The sequence below is a fragment of the Amycolatopsis sp. genome (genome assembly GCF_035546795.1).
In the GTDB taxonomy this organism is placed as follows: domain Bacteria; phylum Actinomycetota; class Actinomycetes; order Mycobacteriales; family Pseudonocardiaceae; genus Amycolatopsis_E.
Window position 1 is genome coordinate 73,830 of the sequence record NZ_DASZWC010000019.1, and the last position, 20,409, is coordinate 94,238.

The 20,409-nt window shown below is 68.7% G+C and carries 22 protein-coding genes; 11 read left to right on the top strand and 11 right to left on the bottom strand.

All coding sequences use genetic code 11. From position 1 onward, the window contains the following. Both VHD82_RS12600 and VHD82_RS12605 read right to left on the bottom strand, forming a co-directional pair. Positions 1-444 carry an SRPBCC family protein gene (locus tag VHD82_RS12600; RefSeq protein ID WP_325701581.1) on the bottom strand — a complete coding sequence of 148 codons (444 nt, stop codon included), beginning with the start codon at positions 442-444 and terminating at the stop codon, positions 1-3. Positions 445-462: 18 nt separating this feature from the next. Further along, on the bottom strand, positions 463-927 hold the full coding sequence (locus VHD82_RS12605) for a hypothetical protein (RefSeq protein ID WP_325701584.1): 465 nt from the start codon (positions 925-927) through the stop codon (positions 463-465). 131 nt (positions 928-1,058) lie between these two features. On the opposite strand from VHD82_RS12605, the gene VHD82_RS12610 reads away from it, so the two are divergent. Beyond that, a complete protein-coding gene (locus VHD82_RS12610; RefSeq protein WP_414637504.1) occupies positions 1,059-2,210 on the top strand; it encodes an APC family permease in 1,152 nt (383 codons plus the stop codon). Here the strand turns inward: VHD82_RS12610 and VHD82_RS12615 are convergent. The 4 genes from VHD82_RS12615 to VHD82_RS12630 are packed head-to-tail and all read right to left on the bottom strand — an operon-like array spanning position 2,164 to position 6,261. Continuing rightward, the gene (locus VHD82_RS12615; protein ID WP_325701590.1) at positions 2,164-2,982 is read right to left on the bottom strand and encodes an NAD(P)H-binding protein; all 819 of its coding nucleotides are present in this window, start codon (positions 2,980-2,982) and stop codon (positions 2,164-2,166) included. The two genes, VHD82_RS12610 and VHD82_RS12615, sit on opposite strands and share 47 nt — an antisense overlap. Then, positions 2,979-3,509, bottom strand: a complete 531-nt coding sequence (locus VHD82_RS12620) for a PadR family transcriptional regulator (RefSeq protein ID WP_325701593.1) — start codon at positions 3,507-3,509, stop codon at positions 2,979-2,981. Before VHD82_RS12620 ends, VHD82_RS12615 begins: the two co-directional genes overlap by 4 nt. Positions 3,510-3,541: 32 nt before the next feature. Beyond that, positions 3,542-4,645, bottom strand: a complete 1,104-nt coding sequence (locus VHD82_RS12625) for a nitronate monooxygenase family protein (protein WP_325701596.1) — start codon at positions 4,643-4,645, stop codon at positions 3,542-3,544. A gap of 20 nt (positions 4,646-4,665) precedes the next feature. After that, the gene (locus VHD82_RS12630) at positions 4,666-6,261 is read right to left on the bottom strand and encodes an acyl-CoA synthetase (RefSeq protein ID WP_325701599.1); all 1,596 of its coding nucleotides are present in this window, start codon (positions 6,259-6,261) and stop codon (positions 4,666-4,668) included. 56 nt (positions 6,262-6,317) lie between these two features. Here VHD82_RS12630 and VHD82_RS12635 point away from each other — a divergent pair, with 56 nt between their 5' ends. The 4 genes from VHD82_RS12635 to VHD82_RS12650 all read left to right on the top strand — a co-directional run bounded on the left by VHD82_RS12635 (position 6,318) and on the right by VHD82_RS12650 (position 10,454). Continuing rightward, positions 6,318-7,106: a crotonase/enoyl-CoA hydratase family protein gene (locus tag VHD82_RS12635; protein ID WP_325701602.1), complete on the top strand. Its 789-nt coding sequence runs from the start codon at positions 6,318-6,320 to the stop codon at positions 7,104-7,106. 133 nt (positions 7,107-7,239) lie between these two features. Further along, positions 7,240-8,265, top strand: a complete 1,026-nt coding sequence (locus VHD82_RS12640; RefSeq protein WP_325701605.1) for a Zn-ribbon domain-containing OB-fold protein — start codon at positions 7,240-7,242, stop codon at positions 8,263-8,265. A gap of 11 nt (positions 8,266-8,276) precedes the next feature. Continuing rightward, positions 8,277-9,293 (top strand): thiolase domain-containing protein, encoded by a 1,017-nt coding sequence (locus VHD82_RS12645; protein WP_325701608.1) that lies wholly within the window; start codon positions 8,277-8,279, stop codon positions 9,291-9,293. Next, positions 9,294-10,454, top strand: coding sequence for a thiolase domain-containing protein (locus VHD82_RS12650; RefSeq protein ID WP_325701611.1), 1,161 nt, complete (start codon positions 9,294-9,296; stop codon positions 10,452-10,454). A 134-nt stretch (positions 10,455-10,588) separates the two neighbouring features. Here the strand turns inward: VHD82_RS12650 and VHD82_RS12655 are convergent, their stop codons facing one another. Continuing rightward, a complete protein-coding gene (locus tag VHD82_RS12655) occupies positions 10,589-11,815 on the bottom strand; it encodes a cytochrome P450 (protein ID WP_325701614.1) in 1,227 nt (408 codons plus the stop codon). Positions 11,816-12,048: 233 nt separating this feature from the next. On the opposite strand from VHD82_RS12655, the gene VHD82_RS12660 reads away from it, so the two are divergent. Continuing rightward, the gene (locus VHD82_RS12660; RefSeq protein WP_325701618.1) at positions 12,049-13,212 is read left to right on the top strand and encodes a steroid 3-ketoacyl-CoA thiolase; all 1,164 of its coding nucleotides are present in this window, start codon (positions 12,049-12,051) and stop codon (positions 13,210-13,212) included. An 8-nt stretch (positions 13,213-13,220) separates the two neighbouring features. Here the strand turns inward: VHD82_RS12660 and VHD82_RS12665 are convergent, their stop codons facing one another. Together VHD82_RS12665 and VHD82_RS12670 are read right to left on the bottom strand one after the other, a co-directional pair. After that, positions 13,221-13,694, bottom strand: a complete 474-nt coding sequence (locus VHD82_RS12665; RefSeq protein ID WP_325701622.1) for a pyridoxamine 5'-phosphate oxidase family protein — start codon at positions 13,692-13,694, stop codon at positions 13,221-13,223. A 226-nt stretch (positions 13,695-13,920) separates the two neighbouring features. Then, on the bottom strand, positions 13,921-14,337 hold the full coding sequence (locus VHD82_RS12670; protein WP_325701625.1) for a helix-turn-helix domain-containing protein: 417 nt from the start codon (positions 14,335-14,337) through the stop codon (positions 13,921-13,923). A gap of 116 nt (positions 14,338-14,453) precedes the next feature. Between VHD82_RS12670 and VHD82_RS12675 the strand changes: the two genes are divergently transcribed. After that, positions 14,454-15,293, top strand: coding sequence for an SDR family oxidoreductase (locus VHD82_RS12675; RefSeq protein WP_325701628.1), 840 nt, complete (start codon positions 14,454-14,456; stop codon positions 15,291-15,293). A gap of 31 nt (positions 15,294-15,324) precedes the next feature. On the opposite strand, the gene VHD82_RS12680 is transcribed toward VHD82_RS12675, so the two are convergent. Continuing rightward, on the bottom strand, positions 15,325-16,227 hold the full coding sequence (locus tag VHD82_RS12680) for an SDR family oxidoreductase (RefSeq protein WP_325701631.1): 903 nt from the start codon (positions 16,225-16,227) through the stop codon (positions 15,325-15,327). Further along, positions 16,224-16,970 (bottom strand): SDR family oxidoreductase, encoded by a 747-nt coding sequence (locus VHD82_RS12685; RefSeq protein ID WP_325701634.1) that lies wholly within the window; start codon positions 16,968-16,970, stop codon positions 16,224-16,226. The genes VHD82_RS12680 and VHD82_RS12685 overlap by 4 nt, the downstream gene beginning before the upstream one ends. 81 nt (positions 16,971-17,051) lie before the next feature. Between VHD82_RS12685 and VHD82_RS12690 the strand changes: the two genes are divergently transcribed. The 4 genes from VHD82_RS12690 to VHD82_RS12705 are packed head-to-tail and all read left to right on the top strand — an operon-like array spanning position 17,052 to position 20,393. Then, positions 17,052-17,798 (top strand): enoyl-CoA hydratase family protein, encoded by a 747-nt coding sequence (locus VHD82_RS12690; protein WP_325701637.1) that lies wholly within the window; start codon positions 17,052-17,054, stop codon positions 17,796-17,798. After that, positions 17,795-18,643: a CoA transferase subunit A gene (locus tag VHD82_RS12695; RefSeq protein ID WP_325701640.1), complete on the top strand. Its 849-nt coding sequence runs from the start codon at positions 17,795-17,797 to the stop codon at positions 18,641-18,643. The genes VHD82_RS12690 and VHD82_RS12695 overlap by 4 nt, the downstream gene beginning before the upstream one ends. Beyond that, complete coding sequence (locus VHD82_RS12700; protein ID WP_325701643.1) at positions 18,640-19,353, top strand: CoA-transferase subunit beta; 714 nt, start codon at positions 18,640-18,642, stop codon at positions 19,351-19,353. The genes VHD82_RS12695 and VHD82_RS12700 overlap by 4 nt, the downstream gene beginning before the upstream one ends. Further along, complete coding sequence (locus tag VHD82_RS12705) at positions 19,353-20,393, top strand: NAD(P)H-dependent flavin oxidoreductase (protein WP_325701646.1); 1,041 nt, start codon at positions 19,353-19,355, stop codon at positions 20,391-20,393. Before VHD82_RS12700 ends, VHD82_RS12705 begins: the two co-directional genes overlap by 1 nt. Positions 20,394-20,409 lie beyond the last annotated feature (16 nt).

Sequence of the window (20,409 nt, forward strand, 5' to 3'; positions counted from 1 at the left end):
TCACCGCGCCTGGACCGGGTACATCCCGGCGAGCCGGTCGAGGGTCTTTTCGATGCCCTGCTTGTTCTTCCTCGGGAAGAAACTGATCCCGATCAGGAACGGCACGCGCGCGGTGGACCAGTCGAAGGTCTCGGTGACCTTCGTGCCGCCCTCGACCGGCTCGAGCTGCCAGCGCCACCGGTGGCCGTTGAAGTGCCGCCACGCGATGAGCCGGTTCTCCTCGTACTCGACCACGGTGTTGAGGATCTTGTACGACGCGCCCATCCGCATGTCCATCCCGAACTTCGAACCCAGTTCGAGCTTCTCCGGGCCACCGGCCTGCGCGGCCTTGACCGTGCCCGACCCGTCGAGCACCGGGTGCTTCGACGGGTCGGTCAGCAGGGCGAAGATCTCTTCCGGTGTGGTCGCGACCGTGCGCGTGCCGGAGACTTGACGTTTGGCCATGCCCGACACGCTAGGACATCAGCCGCCGCGCTTCTCGCTGGAGAGCACGAGTTTCCGCTGCCCGAGCGGCTCGCTCAGCGGCACCGAGACCACCGGGTAACGGATGTCCATCGTGCACATCTGGCCCTTGATGCTGGACTTGGTCTCGATCAGATTGAGCGCGACCTGCGAAGAGGTCTCTTCGCGGACTTCCACGGTCGCCTTCCCGCAGCCGCCTTCCTCGGCCCGGAGGTAGACCGTCTTCCCGTCCGCTGTGACGAAGACCTCGCGCGGATAGTCCGAAGCCAGCGCGCTCGTGTCGAGCTGGCCCGGCGGCACGACGAGCAGGCCGGCCGGGAAGGTCTGCGGGTTCCCTGGTCTGGTCGGCGCCGCCGCGCTGCTGCTGGTGGGGGTCGTGGCGCCTCCCCCGGCGGCCGGGACGCTCTCCGGCCGCTGACCGCACGCGGTCACGGTGAGAAGCACGATTCCTGTCGCGGCGAGCATTCCTTTCCACCTCATGTCACCAAGACGGAACAGGCGCGCCGAGGGGTTGCATCGGGTTCAATGTGGGCGTGAACGAACGGCTGACGCGGCGGCTGGGGACCACCGACGCGGTGGTGATCGGGCTGGGTTCGATGATCGGCGCGGGGGTGTTCGCCGCGTTCGCACCGGCGGCGCGCGCTGCGGGGGCGGGTTTACTGGTGGGGCTGGTGCTCGCCGGGCTCGTCGCGTACTGCAACGCGAGTTCGTCCGCGCGGCTCGCGGCGATGTACCCGTCCTCGGGTGGAACGTATGTGTACGGCAGGGAACGGCTCGGCGAATTCTGGGGTTATCTGGCCGGCTGGGGGTTCGTGGTCGGCAAGACCGCGAGCTGCGCCGCGATGGCGTTGACCGTCGCGGCCTATGTGGCGCCGCCCGGGTGGCAGCCGGTGGTCGCGGCCGGTGCGGTACTTGCCCTGACCGCGTTGAACTACTTCGGTGTGCAGCGTTCGGCCTGGCTGGCGCGAGTGCTCGTCGCGGTGACACTCGTGGTGCTCGCCGCCTCGGCCACCGCGATGTCCACCCAGCCGTTCGCGAGTGGAATCTCCTTTGACGGCAAGGGAATCCTCCAGTCCGCCGGTCTGCTGTTCTTCGCTTTCGCGGGATACGCGCGGATCGCGACCCTCGGCGAGGAGGTCCGCGACCCGGCCCGCACGATTCCCCGGGCGATCCCGATCGCGCTGGGCATCACGTTCGTCGTGTACGCGGCTGTCGGAGTACTGCTGGTCTTACGGCTCGGCCCGGCGCTGGCGTCCACTTCGGACCCGATCGCGCAGGCCGTGCCCGGCTGGATGGCGCCGGTGGTCCGGGCCGGTGCGGCGCTCGCGGCGCTGGGTTCCTTGCTGGCGTTGATTCTCGGCGTTTCCCGGACGACGTTCGCGATGGCGCGGGACGGCCGGCTGCCGCGTGCGCTCGCCGCCGTGCACCCGAGGTTCAAGGTGCCCCACCACGCCGAGCTCGCGGTCGGCGTGGTGGTGGCGATCCTCGTGACGACGACGGATCTCCGTGGTGCGATCGGGTTTTCGTCGTTCGCCGTGCTGACCTACTACGCGATCGCGAACGCCTCGGCGTTCACCTTGGGCGCCCGGGTGATCCCGGTGGCCGGGTTGGTGGGATGCGTGCTGCTGGCGTTCAGCCTGCCGCTGCCGTCGGTGATCGCCGGCTGCGTGGTGCTCGCGCTCGGCGCAGTGGCTTACTGGGTCAGCGGAAATCGGCGGCGTGGTGCGCCACCCAGCTCGCGTACGTGAACGGCGGGCGGCCGGTCACGCGCTCGACGTCGGGCAGGACCGGCGCGGTGGTGCCCACGAGTCCTTCGAACGTACTGAGCAGTGTGTCGACGATCGGCTCCGGCATGTAGGTCACCATCTGGCGCCGGGCTTCGGCCGGATCCTGTTCCTCGAACCGGACTTCCTGCCCCAGCACGTCGCCGATGATGCGCACCCGCTGCGCCACGGTCAGCGACTCCGGCCCGCTCAGCCGGTAGATCTGCCCCGCGTGCGCCTCGTCGAGCAATGCCTGCGCCACGACGGCCGCGATGTCGCGCTCGTCGACCGACGCCTGGGCTGCCGCACCGAACGGCGCCCGCACCACCCCGGCCTTGACCCCGGGCACCCACGCGAGGTCGTTGGTCATGAACCCGCCCGGCCGTACGAATGTCCACTTGAGACCGGAAGCCGCCAGCGCCCGCTCGTGGGCGAGATGCATGAGTCCGATCGAGTTCTCCTCCTCGTCGTCCACCGAGATCGAGGACAGCAGCACGACCTGCCGAAGGTCCTTGCCCTGCGCCAGAAATCCTTCCGTCGCCCCGGGGACCGGGAACAGGAAGGCACGCTCCACACCGGCGAGCGCGGCCGGGAGCGACTCCGGTTCGGTCAGATCCGCGCGCAGCACCTCGACTTCCGGCGGGAAGCTCAGACGTTCGGGATTGCGGGCGATCGCCCGCACCTTCTCTCCTGCTTCGAGCAACTGGGTGACGACGTTGTGGCCGACGTTGCCCGTCGCCCCGCTCACCAGGATCATGCTTTCCCCTTCAACTGTGCGGCCAGCCTTTCGTGCCAGCCGATCTCCCCTTCGAGCCGGCTTTGCGCGTGCTCGAATATCAAGGGCTCCAAGCCCTCGAGGAAGGGTGCCGCCTTCGCGCTCGTGGACTGCCAGGACGCCAGCTCGCGCCTGAGCGCGCAGAGCCGTTCCTCGATCATCTCCCGCAGCTCGGCGCAGTCGTCGCTGTAGACCAGGGCCAGATCGAGCGGATCCGGCCGGAGGCGGGTGTCAGCGATGATGCGCGCCCGCAGTTCGGCGAGCGCGCGACGGCCCTGATCGGTGATGCGGTACACGGTGCGCTCGGGCAGGTTGCCCTCCTGCTGCGTGCACGCGACCTCGATCAGCCCGTCGCCGGCCATCCGGGCGAGCGCACCGTAGAGCGAACCCGGCTTGATGTCGGTCCACAGTTCGGTGCGGTCGGTCTGGGCCTGCCGTCTGATGCCGTGCCCGTGCATGGGCCCCCACCTGGCGAGGGCACCGAGCACGAACAACCGGGTCACGCTCACCCGGCCTACTCAAACACGAGTACTCGTATGCGTCAACCCCGGGTCTTGTCCAGCCTCGCCAGCGCCTGCTCGTAGCCCTCGACCAGTTCGGTCATGATGTCGGCGACCGGGCGGATCTCCTTGATGCGCCCGATGATCTGGCCCGCGGGCATGGACACCAGCTGCGGGTCGTTCGCCTCGTGCAACCGGTTGTGCGCGTGCGACACGAGGATGTTCTGCAGCGGCATCGGGAGCGGCTTCGGTGCTTCCGGGATCTCCCACGCCTCGGTCCACCTGGTCTTGAGCAGCCGCGCGGGTTTGCCGGTGTAGATCCGGGTGCGCACGGTGTCCGAGGACGTCGCGTCGATCAGCGCGGACTGCATCGCCGCCGAACTCGGCATGGTTTCCAGGTACTCGCGGGTGGCCAGCCAGGTCGAGCCCATCCACACGCCGGAGGCGCCCAGCGCGAGCGCGGCCGCGGCCTGCCTGCCCGAGCCGATCCCGCCCGCGGCCAGCACCGGCGCGTCGATCGCGTCGACGATCTCCGGCAGCAGCACCATCGAACCGATCTCGCCGGTGTGCCCACCGGCCTCATATCCTTGCGCCACAATGAAATCCACGCCGTTGGCGACGTGCCGCGCGGCGTGCTCCGCCTTGCCGGCCAGCGCCGCGACGGGCACCCCGTGCGAATGTGCCTGCTCGATCACGTCCACCGGCGGCGAGCCCAGCGCGTTGGCGATGAGCTTGATCGGATGCTTGAGCGCGACCTCCACGTGCGAGCGCGCCACCGAGTGCAGCCAGCCCAGTACGCCCGCGCGTTCCTCGACGTTCCGCGGCAGCTCCGGCACACCCAGCTCACGCAGGGTTCGTTCGACGAACGCCTTGTGCTCCTCGGGAATCAGCTTCTCGATGTCGACCTGGGTGCCCTCGGTGGGGATTTTCGCCGGCATCACGATGTCCACCCCGTAGGGCCGCCCGCCGGTGTTGGCGTCCATCCAGTCCAGCACCGCGTCCAGTTCGGCCGCGTCGTTGAACCGGACGCAGCCCAGCACCCCGAGCCCGCCCGCCTTGCTGATCGCGGCCGCGACGTGTTCGGACGGGGTGAAACCGACGATCGGATACTCGATACCGAGCGTCTCGCACAACTCGGTGCGCATGAAGCCTCCTGGCGACTGGTCTAACGGGCGGGCTGGTTTTCGGCGGCGTGGCGCTGGGCCCACGGGTAGTCGGGCTTGCCGCTGGGCAGCCTGCCGACCTGGTCGACGACCCAGACGGTGCGCGGCACCTTGTACCCGGCGATCTCGGTCCGCACGTGCGCCTCGATCGCGTCCAGATCCGGGGTTTTCCCTTCCCTGGTCTCGATGATCGCGGCGACCCGCTGCCCGAGCCGTTCGTCCGGGACCCCGATGACGAGCGCGTCGAACACGTCCGGATGCGATTTCAGCGCGCCCTCGACCTCTTCCGGGAACACCTTCTCGCCGCCGGTGTTGACGCACTGCGAACCACGGCCCAGCAGGGTGACCGTGCCGTCGTCCTCGTAGCGCGCGTAGTCGCCGGGGATGACATAGCGGACGCCGTCGACCTCGATGAAGATCTGGTCGGTCTTGGTCTTGTCCTTGTAGTAGCCCACCGGCACGTGGCCGCGGCGCGCGATCCGCCCGGTGGCGCCGGGTTTCGGTTCCACCACACGGTTTTCGTCGTCCAGCAGGATCGCGTCCTTGCCGAAGTTCACCCGTGGTCCCGCCGAGTGGTCGGCGTCCTTGGCCACCATGCCCATCCCGGTGAACCCGCTCTCGGTGGAGCCGATCGCATCGGTGAGCACGATGTTCGGGAAGGTCGCCAGGTACTCCTGCTTGACCGAATGCGAGAACAGCGCGGCGTGACTGGACACGGCGACCAGCGACGACGCGTCGTAACCGCCGCGCTTGTAGGCGTCCAGCAGCGGCCGGGCCATCGCGTCGCCGACGATGGTGAGCACGTTGACCTTGTGCTCGGCCACCTGGCGCCAGATGTCGTCGGCGTCGAACTGCGGCACGAACACCACCGTCCCGCCGCCGAACAGCGCGCCGAACGCGGCCCACTGCGCGGCGCCGTGGATCAGTGGCGCCGCGGGCAGCCGCACCATCGCGCCCTGCTTGCCCTGTTCGGCGAGGGTCCATTCGTCGGGGATGTACTCGCCGGTGAGGAAGTCGATACCGCCGCCGAGCGCACGCCACACGTCCTCGTGCCGCCAGACGACGCCCTTCGGGTAGCCGGTCGTACCGCCGGTGTAGAGCATGTAGATGTCGTCCGCGCTGCGCTCACCGAAGTCGCGTTCCGGCGAATTGTCCGCCAGCGCTTCCTCGTAGGCGGCGCCTTCGAAGTGTTCGGAACTGCCGTCTTCGACGACTACAACGTGTTTCAATTTCGGGGCGTCCGGGAGCACCGCGGCGACCTTGTCCGCGTACTGGCGTTCGTGCACCAGCGCCACCAGATCGGCGTTGGTGAACAGGTACCTGAGCTCGCCCTCCACGTACCGGTAGTTGACGTTGATCGCGATGGCGCGGAGCTTGAACGCCGCGAACATCGCCTCGATCATCTCTATGGAGTTCCGGGAGTAAACGCCGATGTGATCGCCCTTGCCGACACCCTGCGCGGCAAGGTGGTGGGCGAGCCGGTTGGCCCGCCGCTCCAACTGACCGTAGGTGACCGCACGGCCGCCGCAGACGACCGCGGTCCGATCCGGCACGGCGTCGACGGCGTGCTCGAGGAGATCCGCGATGTTGTAAGCCACTCAGTCAAAGTAGAACATGTTATTGTTTTGGGCAATGGCCCCGGTGGAGGTAGTCGATGGCTGAGCCGCACGCTCTCGTTGAACAACGCGGACACACGCTCGTGGTGACGATGAATCGCCCGGAAGCACGCAACGCGATCTCGGGCGAAATGATGGAGATCATGGTCGGCGCCTGGAACCGCGTCGACGACGATCCGGAGATCAGGTCCTGCATCCTGACCGGCGCCGGCGGCGCGTTCTGCGCGGGCGCGGACCTCAAGTCGATGTCGCGCCACTCGCCGGCGGACTCCTACAAGGAGGGCACGTTCGACCCCGGCAAGATCGAGGGTCTGCTCAAGGGCCGCCGGCTGACCAAACCGCTGATCGCCGCCGTGGAGGGCGCCGCGATCGCGGGCGGGACGGAGATCCTGCAGGGCACGGACATCCGGGTCGCCGGGGAGAGCGCGAAGTTCGGCGTTTCCGAGGCGCGCTGGGGGTTGTTCCCGATGGGCGGTTCGGCCGTGCGGTTGCCGCGCCAGATCCCGTACACCGTCGCGGCGGAGATCCTGTTGACGGGCAAGCACATCACGGCCGCGGAGGCGAAGGAGATCGGCCTGATCGGGCAGGTCGTCCCCGACGGCACGGCACTGGAGCGCGCGCTGGAGATCGCCGGCAAGATCGCGGACAACGGCCCGCTCGCCGTGCAGGCGATCCTGCGCACGATCCGCGACACGGAGGGCATGCACGAGGAGGAAGCGTTCAAGCTGGAAGCCCAGTACGGGCTGAAGGTGTTCCAGTCCTCCGACGCACGTGAAGGGCCGAAGGCGTTCTCGGAGAAGCGCAAGCCCCGGTTCGAGGGGAAGTAGGGGCAGCCAGGACGAACCGCCCGGCCTCGGGAGCCGGGCGGTTTTTGCATTCCGGTGCCCGACCGGCTTGGCCGGCCACCCCCGACCCGAACGGAAACGATCAGTTGTCCATCCTGGTTCTAGAACTTGTTCCATGCGTGGCCAACTGCGTCTTGCCGTCATTTCGAGAACGTGTTTCACTCCAGGGGTGACTACACCGCTGTCTGCTCCGCTCGATGTCGGTTTCGACTACACGCGCTCGCTCGGGCCGGTGCTCGGGCGGTTCGTCAACGGCCTGCGCGAACGCCGCATCGAAGGCGTGCGTGGTTCGGACGGCCGGGTGCACGTGCCCCCGGTCGAATACGACCCGGTGACCGCGCAGCCGCTGACCGAATTCGTCCCGGTGACCGCCGAAGGAACTGTGCTGTCGTGGTCGTGGCAGCCCAATCCCCTTGACGCGCAACCACTTACCCGCCCGTTCGCCTGGGCGCTGATCAAGCTCGACGGCGCCGACACCCCGATGTTGCACGCCGTCGACGCGGGCAGTCCGGACGGAATCCACACCGGACTGCGCGTTCGCGTGCGCTGGGCGGACGAACTGGTCGGGCACATCCGCGATATCGCGTACTTCGTGCCGATCGGCGCCGAGGACGGTGCGGCGCCCCCGCCTCCCCCGGTGGCGAAACGGGAGGAAGGCGCGCCGGTCAGCATCATCATGACACCGGTGCACCTGCATTACGAACACTCGGCCTCGCCGGAGGAAAGCCGCTACCTGCAAGGGCTTGCCGAGGGCAAGCTCATCGGCCAGCGCTGCCCCGCGTGCCGGCAGGTCTACATCCCGCCACGTGGCTCGTGCCCCACCGACGGGGTGCCGACGGCCGAAGAGGTGGAACTGCCCGACACCGGGATCGTCACCACGTTCTGCATCGTGAACGTCCCGTTCCTCGGCCAGCGCATCAAACCGCCGTATGTGGCCGCATACATCCTGCTCGACGGCGCGGACATCGCGTTCCTGCACCTGGTCCTCGGCTGCGACGCCTCGGAGGTGCGGATGGGCATGCGCGTGCGGGCGGCGTGGAAGCCGCGCGAGGAGTGGTGGACGAGCCTGGAGAACATCGACCACTTCGAGCCGACCGGCGAGGAAGACGCGCCGTACGAATCGTTCGCCCACCATCTGTGAAAGGTGTAGTCATGCCAGAGGTCGCAGTGGTCGGCTTCGCGGAGGCGCCGCACGTCCGGCGCACGGAAGGCACCACCAACGGCGTGGAAATGCTGGTGCCGATCTTCGCCGAGGTGTACGCGCAGACCGGCTTGTCCAAAAAGGACATCGGATTCTGGTGCTCGGGTTCCTCGGACTATCTCGCGGGGCGGGCGTTCTCGTTCATCTCCGCGATCGACGCGATCGGCGCCTTCCCGCCCATCCACGAATCGCACGTCGAGATGGACGCCGCGTGGGCGCTTTACGAGGCGTGGCTGAAGATCCGGATGGGCGAAGTGGACACCGCGTTGGTGTACGGCTTCGGCAAATCCTCGGCGGGGCAGTTACGCCGGGTACTGTCGCTGCAGCTCGACCCTTACACGGTCGCGCCGCTGTGGCCGGACTCGATCAGCATCGCGGGCATCCAGGCCAGGATGGGCCTGGACACCGGGCTGTGGAGCGAGAAGGACCTGGCCGAGGTGGCCGCCCGCAGCCGGGGAGTCGACATCACCGGCCTGCTCGATGCGCCGTATGTCGCGGATCCGTTGCGGGCGCACGACATCGCGCCGATCACCGACGGTGCGGCCGTGATCATCCTGGCTTCCGCCGAGAAGGCCAAGGATCTCGCCGAGCGGCCCGCGTTGATCACCGGCATCGAGCACCGGGTCGACACTCCGGTGCTGGGCGCCCGTGACCTCACGCGCGCGCCATCGGCCGAGGCCGCGGCGAAGGCGATCGGCGTGTCCGGTGTGGAGGTCGCCGAGCTGCACGCGCCGTTCTCCCACCAGGAGCTCATCCTCCGCGCGGCGCTCGGGCTCAAGGACGACGTGCGGGTCAACCCGTCCGGCGGGGCGCTGGCCGGGAACCCGATGTTCGCCGCCGGGCTGGCGCGGATCGGCCAGGCGGCCAAGGAGATCTTCGCCGGGCGCGCCGGGAAGGTGCTCGCACACGCGACCAGCGGGCCGGCACTGCAGCAGAACCTTGTCGCGGTCATGGAAGGACTCGACTAGATGGGCAAGCAACTGGCCGCGGTGCTCGGCACCGGGCAGACCCACCACCGCGCCAGGCGGACCGACGTGTCGATGCCGGGCCTGCTGCGCGAGGCGATCGACCGGGCGATGGCCGACGCACAGGTCGACTGGCCCGACATCGACGCGGTCGTGATCGGCAAGGCGCCGGACCTGTTCGAGGGCGTCATGATGCCCGAACTGTTCCTCGCCGACTCGATCGGCGCGACCGGGAAGCCGTTGCTGCGCGTGCACACCGCGGGTTCGGTCGGCGGATCCACGGCACTGGTCGCGGCTTCCCTCGTGCAGGCCGGGGTGCATCGCCGGGTGCTGACGGTGGCGTTCGAGAAGCAGTCCGAGTCGAACGCGATGTGGGCGCTGTCGATCATGCCGCCGTTCACGATGCCGGTGGGCGCCGGCGCGGGCGGGTACTTCGCGCCGCACGTGCGCTCGTACATCCGCCGCTCCGGCGCGCCCGAGCACATCGGGTCGATTGTGGCGGCGAAGGACCGGCGCAACGGGGCGCTGAACCCGTACGCGCACCTACGACAGTCCGACATCACGGTGGAGTCGGTGCAGGCTTCGCAGATGCTGTGGGACCCGATCCGTTACGACGAGACCTGCCCGTCCTCCGACGGTGCCTGCGCGATGGTCATCGGCGACGAAGCGGCGGGGGACGCCGTTTCCGGTGGTGCGGCGTGGATCCGCGCGACGGCGATGCGCACGGAGCCCACGACGTTCGCCGGCCGGGACCAGGTGAGCCCGCAGGCGGGCCGGGACGCGGCCGCGGCGCTGTGGGCGGAGGCCGGGATCACCGATCCACTGTCCGAAGTGGACACGGCGGAGATCTACGTGCCGTTCTCCTGGTTCGAGCCGATGTGGCTGGAGAACCTGGGCTTCATGCCCGAGGGTGAAGGCTGGAAGCTCACCGAGGCCGGGGACACCGCGATCGGCGGTCGCCTGCCGGTGAACCCCTCCGGCGGGGTGCTGTCGTCGAACCCCATCGGCGCGTCGGGCATGCTGCGGTTCTCCGAAGCGGCGAAGCAGGTCATGGGCCGCGCCGGGGACTACCAGGTGGACGGCGCGCGGACCGCGCTCGGCCACGCCTACGGCGGCGGGTCGCAGTACTTCTCGATGTGGGTCGTCTCAGGCGAGAAACCCTGAGCGGGAACCGCTGAGCACCACAGGACCGGCCGTCCCATCGGGGCGGCCGGTCTCTTGGTGCGTGCGCCGTCTTTCCCGCGCATGACTGTGGGGCGGCACCTTCCGGCACCGCCCCACGTCGTCTTGTCTGCGGCCTAGGAGTACGCGACCTGGTAGTGCTTGATGCCGTTGAGCCAGCCCGAGCGCAGCCGTTCCGGCTCGGCGATCTGGCGGATGTTCGGCATCTCGTCGGCGATCGCGTTGAAGATCAGGTCGATCTCCAGCCGGGCCAGGTTCGCGCCGATGCAGTAGTGCGAGCCGGTGCCACCGAAGCCCACGTGCGGGTTGTCGGCGCGCAGCACGTCGAACTTCTCCGGGTGGTCGAACACCTCCGGGTCGAAGTTCGCCGAGCTGTAGAACATGCCGACCCGGTCCCCGCGTTTGATCTGCTGCCCACCGAGTTCCGTGTCGGCCGTCGCGGTGCGCTGGAACGCGACGACGGGGGTGGCCCACCGGACGATCTCGTCCGCGGCGGTCTTCGGCCGCTGCTGCTTGTACAGCTCCCACTGGTCCGGGTGGTCGAGGAACGCCTTCATCCCGTGCGTGATCGCGTTGCGGGTGGTTTCGTTGCCCGCCACGGAAAGCAGGATGACGAAGAACCCGAACTCCTCGGAGGCCAGCGACTCGCCGTCGACGTCGGCGTGCACGAGTTTGGTGACGATGTCGTCCATCGGGCAGCCGCGCCGCTGCTCCGCCATGTTCCAGGCGTAGCCGACCAGCTCCGCCGATGCCGCGATCGGCTCGACCTGGTACTCCGGGTCGTCGTAGCCGATCATCTGGTTCGACCAGTCGAAGATCTTGCCGCGGTCCTCCTGCGGGATCCCGATCAGCTCGGCGATCGCCTGCAGCGGCAGCTCACACGCGACGTCCTGGACGAAGTCCCCGGAGCCGTTCTTCTTGGCCTCGTGCACGATCCGCGCCGCGCGGTCGCGCAGGGTGTCCTCCAGCTTCGCGATCGCCCGCGGGGTGAAACCCTTGGACACGATCCGGCGCAGCTTCGTGTGCTGCGGCGCGTCCATGTTCAGCAGGACGAGCCTGTTGGCGTTGAGGTTCTCTTCGGTCATCGACTCGTCGAACCGGATGATCGCGAGCTTCTCCTGCGAGGAGAACAGCTCGCTGTCCCGTGACACCGTCTTGACGTCTTCGAGCCGGGTCACCACCCAATAGCCGTCGTCGCCGTACCCGGCGAGGTTGTGCGGCTGCTCATTCCACCAGACCGGCGCCGTACGACGGAGTTCCGCGAACTCCTCCAGCGGCAACCGCCGCGCGTACAGATCAGGATCGGTGAAGTCGAAACCGGCGGGGATCATCGGTGTTGCCACGGCTACCTCCCGGGATGCCACAACGTCGTGGAACACGTTCTATAGCCGATTGAAGCATACGGTGTTAACTAAAGAAAGAGGTCGAGTGATACCCGTTTACTTTTTCTTCGACGATCTTGAAACTCCTGGTAGAACAGGTGACTGCGGGAGGTAGCCAAATAGCGGTTGACCTGCGTCACAGTCTTCAAATACTGTAACTTGTTCTAGTTTTGACCCGGACAAAGGAGAGCAACGTGGGCGAAGCAGTCATCGTCGAGGCCGTGCGCACCCCGATCGGCAAACGGCGCGGCCTGCTGTCCGGCCTGCATGCCGCCGAGCTGCTCGGCGCGGCGCAGTCGGCGCTGCTGGAACGGGCCGGACTGGACCCGTCGCTCGTCGAGCAGGTGATCGGCGGCTGCGTCACGCAGGCCGGCGAGCAGGCGGGCAACGTCACCCGTACCGCGTGGCTGCACGCGGGCCTGCCGGAAGCGACCGGATCGACCACGATCGACGCCCAGTGCGGTTCGGCCCAGCAGGCCGCGCACCTGATCGCCGGCCTCATCGCGACGGACGCCATCGACGTCGGCATCGCCTGCGGCGTCGAGGCGATGAGCCGGATCCCGCTCGGCGCGAACCGGGGCGTGGACGCCGGGCAGCCCAAACCGGACGCGTGGTCCATCGACCTGCCCAACCAGTACGGCGCGGCCGAGCGGATCGCCGTACGGCGTGGACTCACCCGCGAGGACGTGGACCGTTTCGGCGTCGCCTCACAGGCCAAGGCCGCACAGGCCTGGGCAGAGGGCAGGTTCGACCGCGAGGTCACCCCTGTCAAAGCCCCCGTACTCGACGAGCAGGGCGCACCGACCGGCGAAACCCGGCTGGTCAGCCGCGACCAGGGCCTGCGCGACACCACCCTCGAAGGACTGGCCCGGCTCAAGCCCGTCATCGAAGACGGCGTGCACACCGCGGGTACGTCCTCGCAGATCTCCGACGGGGCCTCCGCCGTGCTCATCATGAGCGCCGCCAAGGCGCGCGAGCTGGGCCTGCGGCCGCGAGCGCGGATCCGTTCGCAGGCGCTCATCGGTGCCGAGCCCTACTACCACCTGGACGGGCCCGTGCAGGCGACCGAGCGCGTGCTGAGCCGGAGCGGGATGAAGATCGGCGACCTCGACCTCTTCGAGGTCAACGAGGCCTTCGCCTCCGTTGTGCTGTCCTGGCAGCAGGTGCACCAGCCCGACCCGGACAAGGTGAACGTCAACGGTGGCGCGATCGCGCTCGGCCATCCGGTCGGCAGCACGGGCGCCCGGTTGCTCACCACGGCGCTGCACGAACTGGAACGGCGGGACTCGAACACGGCGCTGATCACCATGTGCGCGGGCGGGGCCATGTCGACCGCGTCGATCCTGGAGCGTTGTTGAGTTGTGGGTCAGTGTTCGATACGCACCACCGGCCCGTTCTCCGGACGCTCGAACCTGATCGCGCCCCGGTCGGCGCGCCAGGACTCCACCACCAGCGTGCTGCCCTCCACCGTGGTCAGCACCACCTCGCGGAGATCGAGCCGGAACAGGTTGCAGGGCACGGAATCGCCCTGAACCGCCTCGATCTCCGCCGGGTCGGTGATCTCGACCGCCACCCCGGAGACCTTCGCGTCCCCGTTCGGGCCGGGATGGGCGTGCAAGGCGAACCGCCCGTCGCGCAACAGATCCCGCGCCTTGCGCGCGTCGAGCATCGAACCCGCTGTCAGCTCCGCACCGGCGAAATCGACCTCGATGCCGCTGACCCGCGGGGAACCATCCCGGCGCAGGGTGGCCAGGACATGGGTTTCGTGCGCGTCGAACCGGGCCCGGACCTCCCTCGCGAGGTCCGGTGCCCGAGTGCTGAACTCACGCCAATTCACCATGGACGCAGTCTCGCACGAGGCACCGACAAAACCGGGACTCAACGGATCCGGTAGCTACGCTCCGGGCCCCGACCGTTGGCACGTAAGCGAATCACGAGCCGATCCCAGCCCTGCGGCCACGACCCGGACGTCGGGCGCGCCGACGGTCAGGCTACCTCCGGTCGGATCAGCGACCCGGGACAGTCCACAACGGACGAAAGCCAAGCCGTCCGGGTCGAGCAGTGGGTCAGACCGCGCGGGCGGCCTTCGCCTCGTCGTAGCGGGCCCTGGCCTCGCCGACCTCCGGCAGCCGGGACTCCACGAACTCGATCAGGTCAAGCAGTTTGGCCGCGACCGCCTCCCCGGCGGGCGTCAGGCTGTACTCGACCCGCGGCGGGATCGTCGGCTCCGCCTCGCGGTGCACGAAACCGTCCCGCTCCAGTGCCTGCAACGTCTGCGCCAGCATCTTCTCGCTGACGCCGTCGACCTTGCGGCGCAGCGCGTTGAACCGGAACGGGCCCTCGCTCAGCGCGGCCAGCGCCAGCGTGCCCCAGCGACCGGTGATGTGTTCCAGCACGCCGCGCGAGTCACAGGCGCGGGCGAATACATCGGCCACAAGCTGGGCATGCTCGAGCTCGGACTCGTCGGACGCACAACCGGACATAGGACCAAGATACCGGGCTTTCCGAAAAAGCCCTTGTGACGATACTAACTTCTGGTTGGTACTTTCCAGAAGTTAGTACAAACTCTCGGTCGGTAGCACGAGTGAGGAGTCGACACATGATCGTTGTCACGGGCGCGACCGGGCAGCTGGGCCGCCACGTCATCGAAGGACTGAAGGAGAAGCTGCCCGCGGAGCAGATCGTTGCCGCGGTGCGCAATCCGGAGAAGGCCGCGGACCTCGGCGTCACCGTGAGGAAGGCGGACTACGACGATCCCGCCGCCGTGGCCGCCGCCCTCGAAGGCGCCGAGAAGGTGCTGCTGATCTCCGGCAGCGAGGTCGGGCGGCGAGTGCCGCAGCACCGCGCTGTCGTCGACGCCGCGAAACGAGCCGGGGTACGTCTGCTCGCCTACACCAGCGCTCCGCAGGCGGACTCGTCCCCGCTCATCCTGGCGCCCGAGCACAAGGCCACCGAGGAGCTCATCCGCGAATCCGGTCTGCCGTATACGTTCCTGCGCAACGGTTGGTACAACGAGAACTACGAGCAGACGATCAAGCAGGCCGCCGAAACCGGTGCCTTCGCCGGTAGCTCCGGCCAGGGCAAGGTGTCCAGCGCGGCGCGCGCCGACTACGCCGCGGCCGCCGTCGCGGTGCTCACCGGTGAGGGCCACGAGAACAAGATCTACGAACTGTCCGGGGACACGGCCTGGACGAATGACGAACTGGCCGACGAGATCGCCAAGGCGACCGGCAAGTCCATCACGTACACCGATCTGACGCCGGAACAGCACAAAGCCGCACTGCTGGAAGCAGGTCTGCCGGAAGGCACAGCGGAGTTCGTCGTGGCCCTGGACGGCAACCGCAAGGACGGCCTGCTCGGCGCGGTCACCGGCGAGCTGCGCGAGCTCATCGGCCGCCCGACGACGCCGATCGCAGACACCATCGCGACACTGGTGTAAGCGCTGCCCGGCCGCCCGCGCGGCGGCCGGGTCAGCTCGCGCCGTATACCGGTTCGGGCTCGGGCGAGTCGGCGATCAGCCGGTCCACCACCGGGCCGAGTTCCGCGGGCTCCCACCGGGCGCCCTTGTCCGCGGTGACCCCGTGCCGCCAGTTCTGCGCGAGCGAGACCTTGCCGCCCTCCACCTCGAACACCCGGCCGGTCACGTCCTTCGATTCGGCGCTGCCGAGCCAGACCACCAGCGGGGACACGTTTTCCGGTGCCATCGCGTCGAAACCCTGCTCCGGGGCGGCCATGTCGAAGGTCTGCTCGGTCATCCTGGTGCGCGCCGAAGGGGCGATCGCGTTCACGGTGATTCCGTAGCGCCCGAACTCCGCGGCCGCCACCACGGTGAGCCCGGCGATACCGGCCTTGGCCGCCGAATAGTTTCCTTGCCCGACGCTGCCCAGCAGGCCGGCACCGGAACTGGTGTTGATCACCCGCGCGTCCGGGGTGCGGCCCGCCTTTGCTTCCGCGCGCCAGTACGCGGCAGCGTGCCGCATCGGCGCGAAATGGCCCTTCAGGTGCACGCGGATCACCGCGTCCCACCCGTCCTCGCCGAGGTTGACCAGCATCCGGTCGCGCAGGAACCCCGCGTTGTTGACCAGGACATCGAGCCGGCCGAACCGTTCCAGCGCGGTCGCGACGAGCCGTTCGGCACCGGCCCAGTCCGCGATGTCGTCGGTGTTGGCGACCGCTTTGCCGCCCAGCGCCTCGATTTCCTCGACCACCTGCTGCGCAGGTCCGGTCGAGTTGCCACTGCCGTCCAGCCCGACGCCGACGTCGTTGACCACGACGCTCGCGCCCTCGCGCGCGAAAGCGAGCGCGTGCGCGCGACCGAGCCCCCGCCCCGCACCGGTGACGATCACGACCCGGCCGTCGACGATTCCGCTCACTTCTCCTCCTTCGCATACATCACGGGTGGCCGTTCGCCCCCGCCGTGTACCTGCAACGTCGCCCCGCTCACGTAGGAGGCCAGCGGCGAAGCCAGGAACGCGACGCAGGCACCGACCTCCTCCGGCTCGGCCAACCGTCCTAACGGGACTGTCCGGGCCACCGCCGAGTCATCCGGATAGTGCGTCGCCGCGAACTCGGTGCGGACCATCCCCACCGTGAGCGCGTTGACCCGGACCTTCGGCGCCCATTCCACGGCGAGCGTGGCCGTGAGGTTGTCCAGCCCCGCCTTCGCCGCCCCGTACGAAGCCGTTCCGGGCGATGGGCGGGTGCCGCTGACACTGCTGATGTTGACGATCGAACCGCCGGATTCCTGGTGCTGCATCACCGAATTCGCCTGCCGTGCCAGATACAGCGGGGCCAGCAGATTGAGACTCACGATCTTTTCGTGCAGGCGCGGCGAAGATGCCGCCACTTCGGCATACGGCGCGCCGCCCGCGTTGTTGACCAGCACGTCGAGCGAGCCGAACCGCGCCACGATGCGGTCCACCAGCTGCTCGACCTGCTCCGGATCCCGGACGTCACAAGGCAGGAACTCCGCCTCGGGATCGTCCGGTTCGGTGCGGCCGCAGGTGACGACTCTCGCCCCGGCGCGTTTCAGCGTGCGCGTTATTCCGGCGCCGACCCCGCGGGTGCCGCCGGTGATCAGCGCGACGGAGCCTTCGAGCCGCAGATCCAGGCTCACCGGCGAACCTCCTAGCACTATGCGCCCGCCAGGCGCCCTGTTAACCTACCAAGCAAGTGCTAGGTTTGGAAGAAGGCGCCGATGCCCATCAGCACCAACCGTCCGGAGCCCGGCATAGCCGTGGTCACCATGGACTCTCCCCCGGTCAACGCGCTGACCGTGCGCGGCTGGACAGAGCTGGCCGACGAAATCACCGCGGCGGGGCGGGATCCGGCGACGCACGTGGTCGTCCTGCGAGCCGAAGGCCGCGGGTTCAACGCGGGCGTGGACATCAAGGAGATGCAGCGCGAGCAAGGTTTCGACGCGCTCATCGGAGCGAACCACGGCTGCGCGGCGGCGTTCTCCGCGGTGTACGACTGTGCCGTGCCGGTGATCGCCGCGGTGCAGGGATTCTGCCTCGGCGGCGGGATCGGTCTCGTCGGCAACGCGGATGTCGTTGTGGCGTCCGAAGACGCGACGTTCGGTCTGCCCGAAGTGGACCGTGGCGCGCTCGGTGCGGCGACCCATCTCGCCCGGCTCGTCCCCCAGCATCTGATGCGCGCGCTGTACTACACGGCGAGCACGATCGACGCGCATCAGTTGCACCACCATGGTTCCGTGTACGCCGTGGTGCCGCGCGAAGGGCTCGACGAGAAGGCGCTCGAGGTCGCGCGGCAGATCGCGGCGAAGGACACCCGGGTGATCCGGGCGGCGAAACAGGCCATCAACGGAATCGACGTGCAGCCCGTGCACCGCAGCTATCGCTACGAGCAGGGCTTCACCTTCGAACTCAACCTCGCCGGGGTATCCGACCAGGCGAGGCAGGCATTTCTGGACAAGGGAGCGTGATGGACAAACGCATGACGGCGGAGGACGTCGTCGCGCAGCTCTGGGACGGGATGACGCTCGGCATCGGCGGCTGGGGTTCACGGCGCAAGCCGATGGCGCTGGTGCGGGCGATCCTGCGGTCGGGGTTGAAAGACCTCACCGTCGTCTCCTACGGCGGCCCGGACGTCGGCCTGCTCGCCTCGGCCGGCAAGATCCGGCGGCTCGTGTTCGGCTTCGTCACCCTCGACACGGTCCCGTTCGACCCGTGGTTCAACCGGGTCCGCGAGGCAGGCGACATCGAGGTGACCGAGTACGACGAGGGCGTGTTCGGCACCGGCCTTTCCGCTGCGGCACAACGGCTTCCGTTCCTGCCGACGCGCGCGGGCCTCGGCTCCGACGTGCTTCGGTTCAACCCCGGGCTGCGCACAGTGCAGTCGCCCTACACCGATGAGGAGCTGCTGGCGGTGCCGGCGTTGAAACTCGACGCGTCGCTCGTGCACCTCAACCGCGCGGACGCCCGCGGCAACGCGCAGTACCTCGGCCCGGACCCGTACTTCGACGAGCTGTTCGCGCTGGCCGCCGACAAGTGTTACGTGTCGACGGAACGGATCGTGGACACCGACGAACTGGCGTCGGGTGGTCCGGTGCAGAGCCTGCTGCTCAGCCGTGCGCAGGTGCACGGCGTCGTGGAAACCCCGCACGGCGCGCATTTCACCACCGCCGCCCCCGACTACGGGCGCGACGAAGCCTTCCAGCGGCATTACGCGGCGGCCGCGAAGGACCTCGACCAGTGGCCGGGGTTCGTCGACCGGTTCCTCTCCGGTGACGAGGCGACCTACCAGGCCGCGGTTGCGGAGTTCGCATGAGTGACGTGACAAGGGCCGAAGTGGCCGTGGTGGCCTGTGCCGAGCTGTTCCGCGGCGACGGCGAGATCGTGGTCAGCCCGATGGGGTTGATCCCTTCGCTCGGTGCGCGGCTGGCGCGGGCCACGTTCGAACCCGATCTGCTGCTCACCAACGGTGAGGCGTATCTGGTGTCCGACGGGGTCGTGGAAGGCTGGCTGCCGTTCCGCAAGATGCTGGACACCGTGGTGCCACACGGAAAACGGCACGTGGTGATGGGCGCGAACCAGATCGACCGGCACGGCAACCAGAACATCTCCGCCATCGGCGACCACGAACGGCCGAAGAAGCAGCTGCTCGGCATGCGCGGCAGCCCGGGCAACACGGTCAACCACCGCACGAGCTACTGGGTGCCGCGGCACAGCCGCCGAGTGTTCGTCAACGAGGTGGACGTGGTGGCGGGTATCGGATTCGAGCGTGCCCGCCAAGCCGGTGTGCAGCGCTTCCACGACCTGCACCGGGTGGTGACGAACCTGGGAGTGCTGGAGCTGCGCCCGGAGGGGATCCGGCTGCTGTCGGTGCACCCCGGGGTTTCGGTGGACGAGGTCGTGGAGAACACCACGTTCGAACTGGACACCTCGTCGGCCGTCGAAAGCCGGCTGCCGAGCCCGGAGGAGCTGCACCTGCTGCGTACCGTGATCGACCCGAAAGCCACCCGCGACAAGGAGTTCTGATGCGCACCGCGCTCACCGAGCTGACCGGGATCGCGCATCCGGTCGTGCAGACGGGGATGGGCTGGGTCGCCGGGCCGCGGCTGGTTTCGGCGACCGCCGAGGCCGGTGGGCTCGGCATACTCGCCTCGGCCACGATGACCTACGACGAACTGGAGGCCGCGGTCAAGGAGACCCGGTCCCGCACCGCGAAGCCGTTCGGCGTCAACCTGCGCGCCGATGCCGACGACGCGGAACGCCGGGTCGGCCTGTTGATCCGCGAGAGCGTCAAGGTCGCCTCGTTCGCGCTGGCGCCGCGCAAGGAGATGATCGCGCGGCTCAAGGACGCCGGCGTCGTGGTGATCCCGTCGATCGGTGCGGCGCGGCATGCGGAGAAGGTCGCGAGCTGGGGCGCGGACGCGGTGATCGTGCAGGGCGGCGAAGGCGGCGGCCACACCGGCGGGGTGGCGACCACGTTGCTGCTGCCGTCGGTGCTCGACGCCGTGGACATCCCGGTGATCGCGGCCGGCGGGTTCTTCGACGGGCGCGGGCTCGCGGCGGCACTCGCCTACGGCGCGGCGGGCATCGCGATGGGCACCCGCTTCCTGCTCACCCGCGAAAGCACGGTGCCGGACGCGGTGAAGGAGGCCTATCTCGGCCGCGGCCTGAACGACACCGTGGTGACCAGGAAGGTCGACGGGATGCCGCACCGGGTGCTGCGCACGGAACTGGTGGACGGGCTGGAACGTTCGGGCGCGTTGACCGGGTTCGTCCGGGCCGCGCGCAACGCGCGACGGTTCCAGCGGATCACCGGGCTGTCGTGGCGGTCGATGCTGCGCGAAGGCCTGGCGATGAAACAGGAACGGACGTGGTCACAGGTGATCATGGCCGCGAACACCCCGATGCTGCTGCGCGCCGGCCTCGTCGAAGGTGACACCGGGGCGGGCGTCCTGGCGTCCGGGCAGGTGGTGGGGCTGCTGGCCGATCTGCCGACCGTCGCGGAGCTGATCGAAGGCATTGTGGCGGACGCTTCGGGTATCTGTGCTCGGCTGGGCACGCTGTGATGGCGGCACCACGCTG

Excerpts from the sequence above, each read along its gene's own strand:
- VHD82_RS12645 (WP_325701608.1), top strand. The coding sequence starts at position 8,277 with ATGCCAGAGGTCGCAGTGGTCGGCTTCGCGGAGGCGCCGCACGTCCGG.
- VHD82_RS12605 (WP_325701584.1), bottom strand. The coding sequence starts at position 927 with ATGCTCGCCGCGACAGGAATCGTGCTTCTCACCGTGACCGCGTGCGGT.
- VHD82_RS12690 (WP_325701637.1), top strand. The coding sequence starts at position 17,052 with ATGCCCATCAGCACCAACCGTCCGGAGCCCGGCATAGCCGTGGTCACC.
- VHD82_RS12610 (WP_414637504.1), top strand. The coding sequence starts at position 1,059 with ATGATCGGCGCGGGGGTGTTCGCCGCGTTCGCACCGGCGGCGCGCGCT.
- VHD82_RS12665 (WP_325701622.1), bottom strand. The coding sequence starts at position 13,694 with ATGGTGAATTGGCGTGAGTTCAGCACTCGGGCACCGGACCTCGCGAGG.
- VHD82_RS12705 (WP_325701646.1), top strand. The coding sequence starts at position 19,353 with ATGCGCACCGCGCTCACCGAGCTGACCGGGATCGCGCATCCGGTCGTG.
- VHD82_RS12615 (WP_325701590.1), bottom strand. The coding sequence starts at position 2,982 with ATGATCCTGGTGAGCGGGGCGACGGGCAACGTCGGCCACAACGTCGTC.
- VHD82_RS12600 (WP_325701581.1), bottom strand. The coding sequence starts at position 444 with ATGGCCAAACGTCAAGTCTCCGGCACGCGCACGGTCGCGACCACACCG.
- VHD82_RS12640 (WP_325701605.1), top strand. The coding sequence starts at position 7,240 with ATGCGTGGCCAACTGCGTCTTGCCGTCATTTCGAGAACGTGTTTCACT.
- VHD82_RS12635 (WP_325701602.1), top strand. The coding sequence starts at position 6,318 with ATGGCTGAGCCGCACGCTCTCGTTGAACAACGCGGACACACGCTCGTG.
- VHD82_RS12675 (WP_325701628.1), top strand. The coding sequence starts at position 14,454 with ATGATCGTTGTCACGGGCGCGACCGGGCAGCTGGGCCGCCACGTCATC.
- VHD82_RS12700 (WP_325701643.1), top strand. The coding sequence starts at position 18,640 with ATGAGTGACGTGACAAGGGCCGAAGTGGCCGTGGTGGCCTGTGCCGAG.
- VHD82_RS12650 (WP_325701611.1), top strand. The coding sequence starts at position 9,294 with ATGGGCAAGCAACTGGCCGCGGTGCTCGGCACCGGGCAGACCCACCAC.
- VHD82_RS12625 (WP_325701596.1), bottom strand. The coding sequence starts at position 4,645 with ATGCGCACCGAGTTGTGCGAGACGCTCGGTATCGAGTATCCGATCGTC.
- VHD82_RS12670 (WP_325701625.1), bottom strand. The coding sequence starts at position 14,337 with ATGTCCGGTTGTGCGTCCGACGAGTCCGAGCTCGAGCATGCCCAGCTT.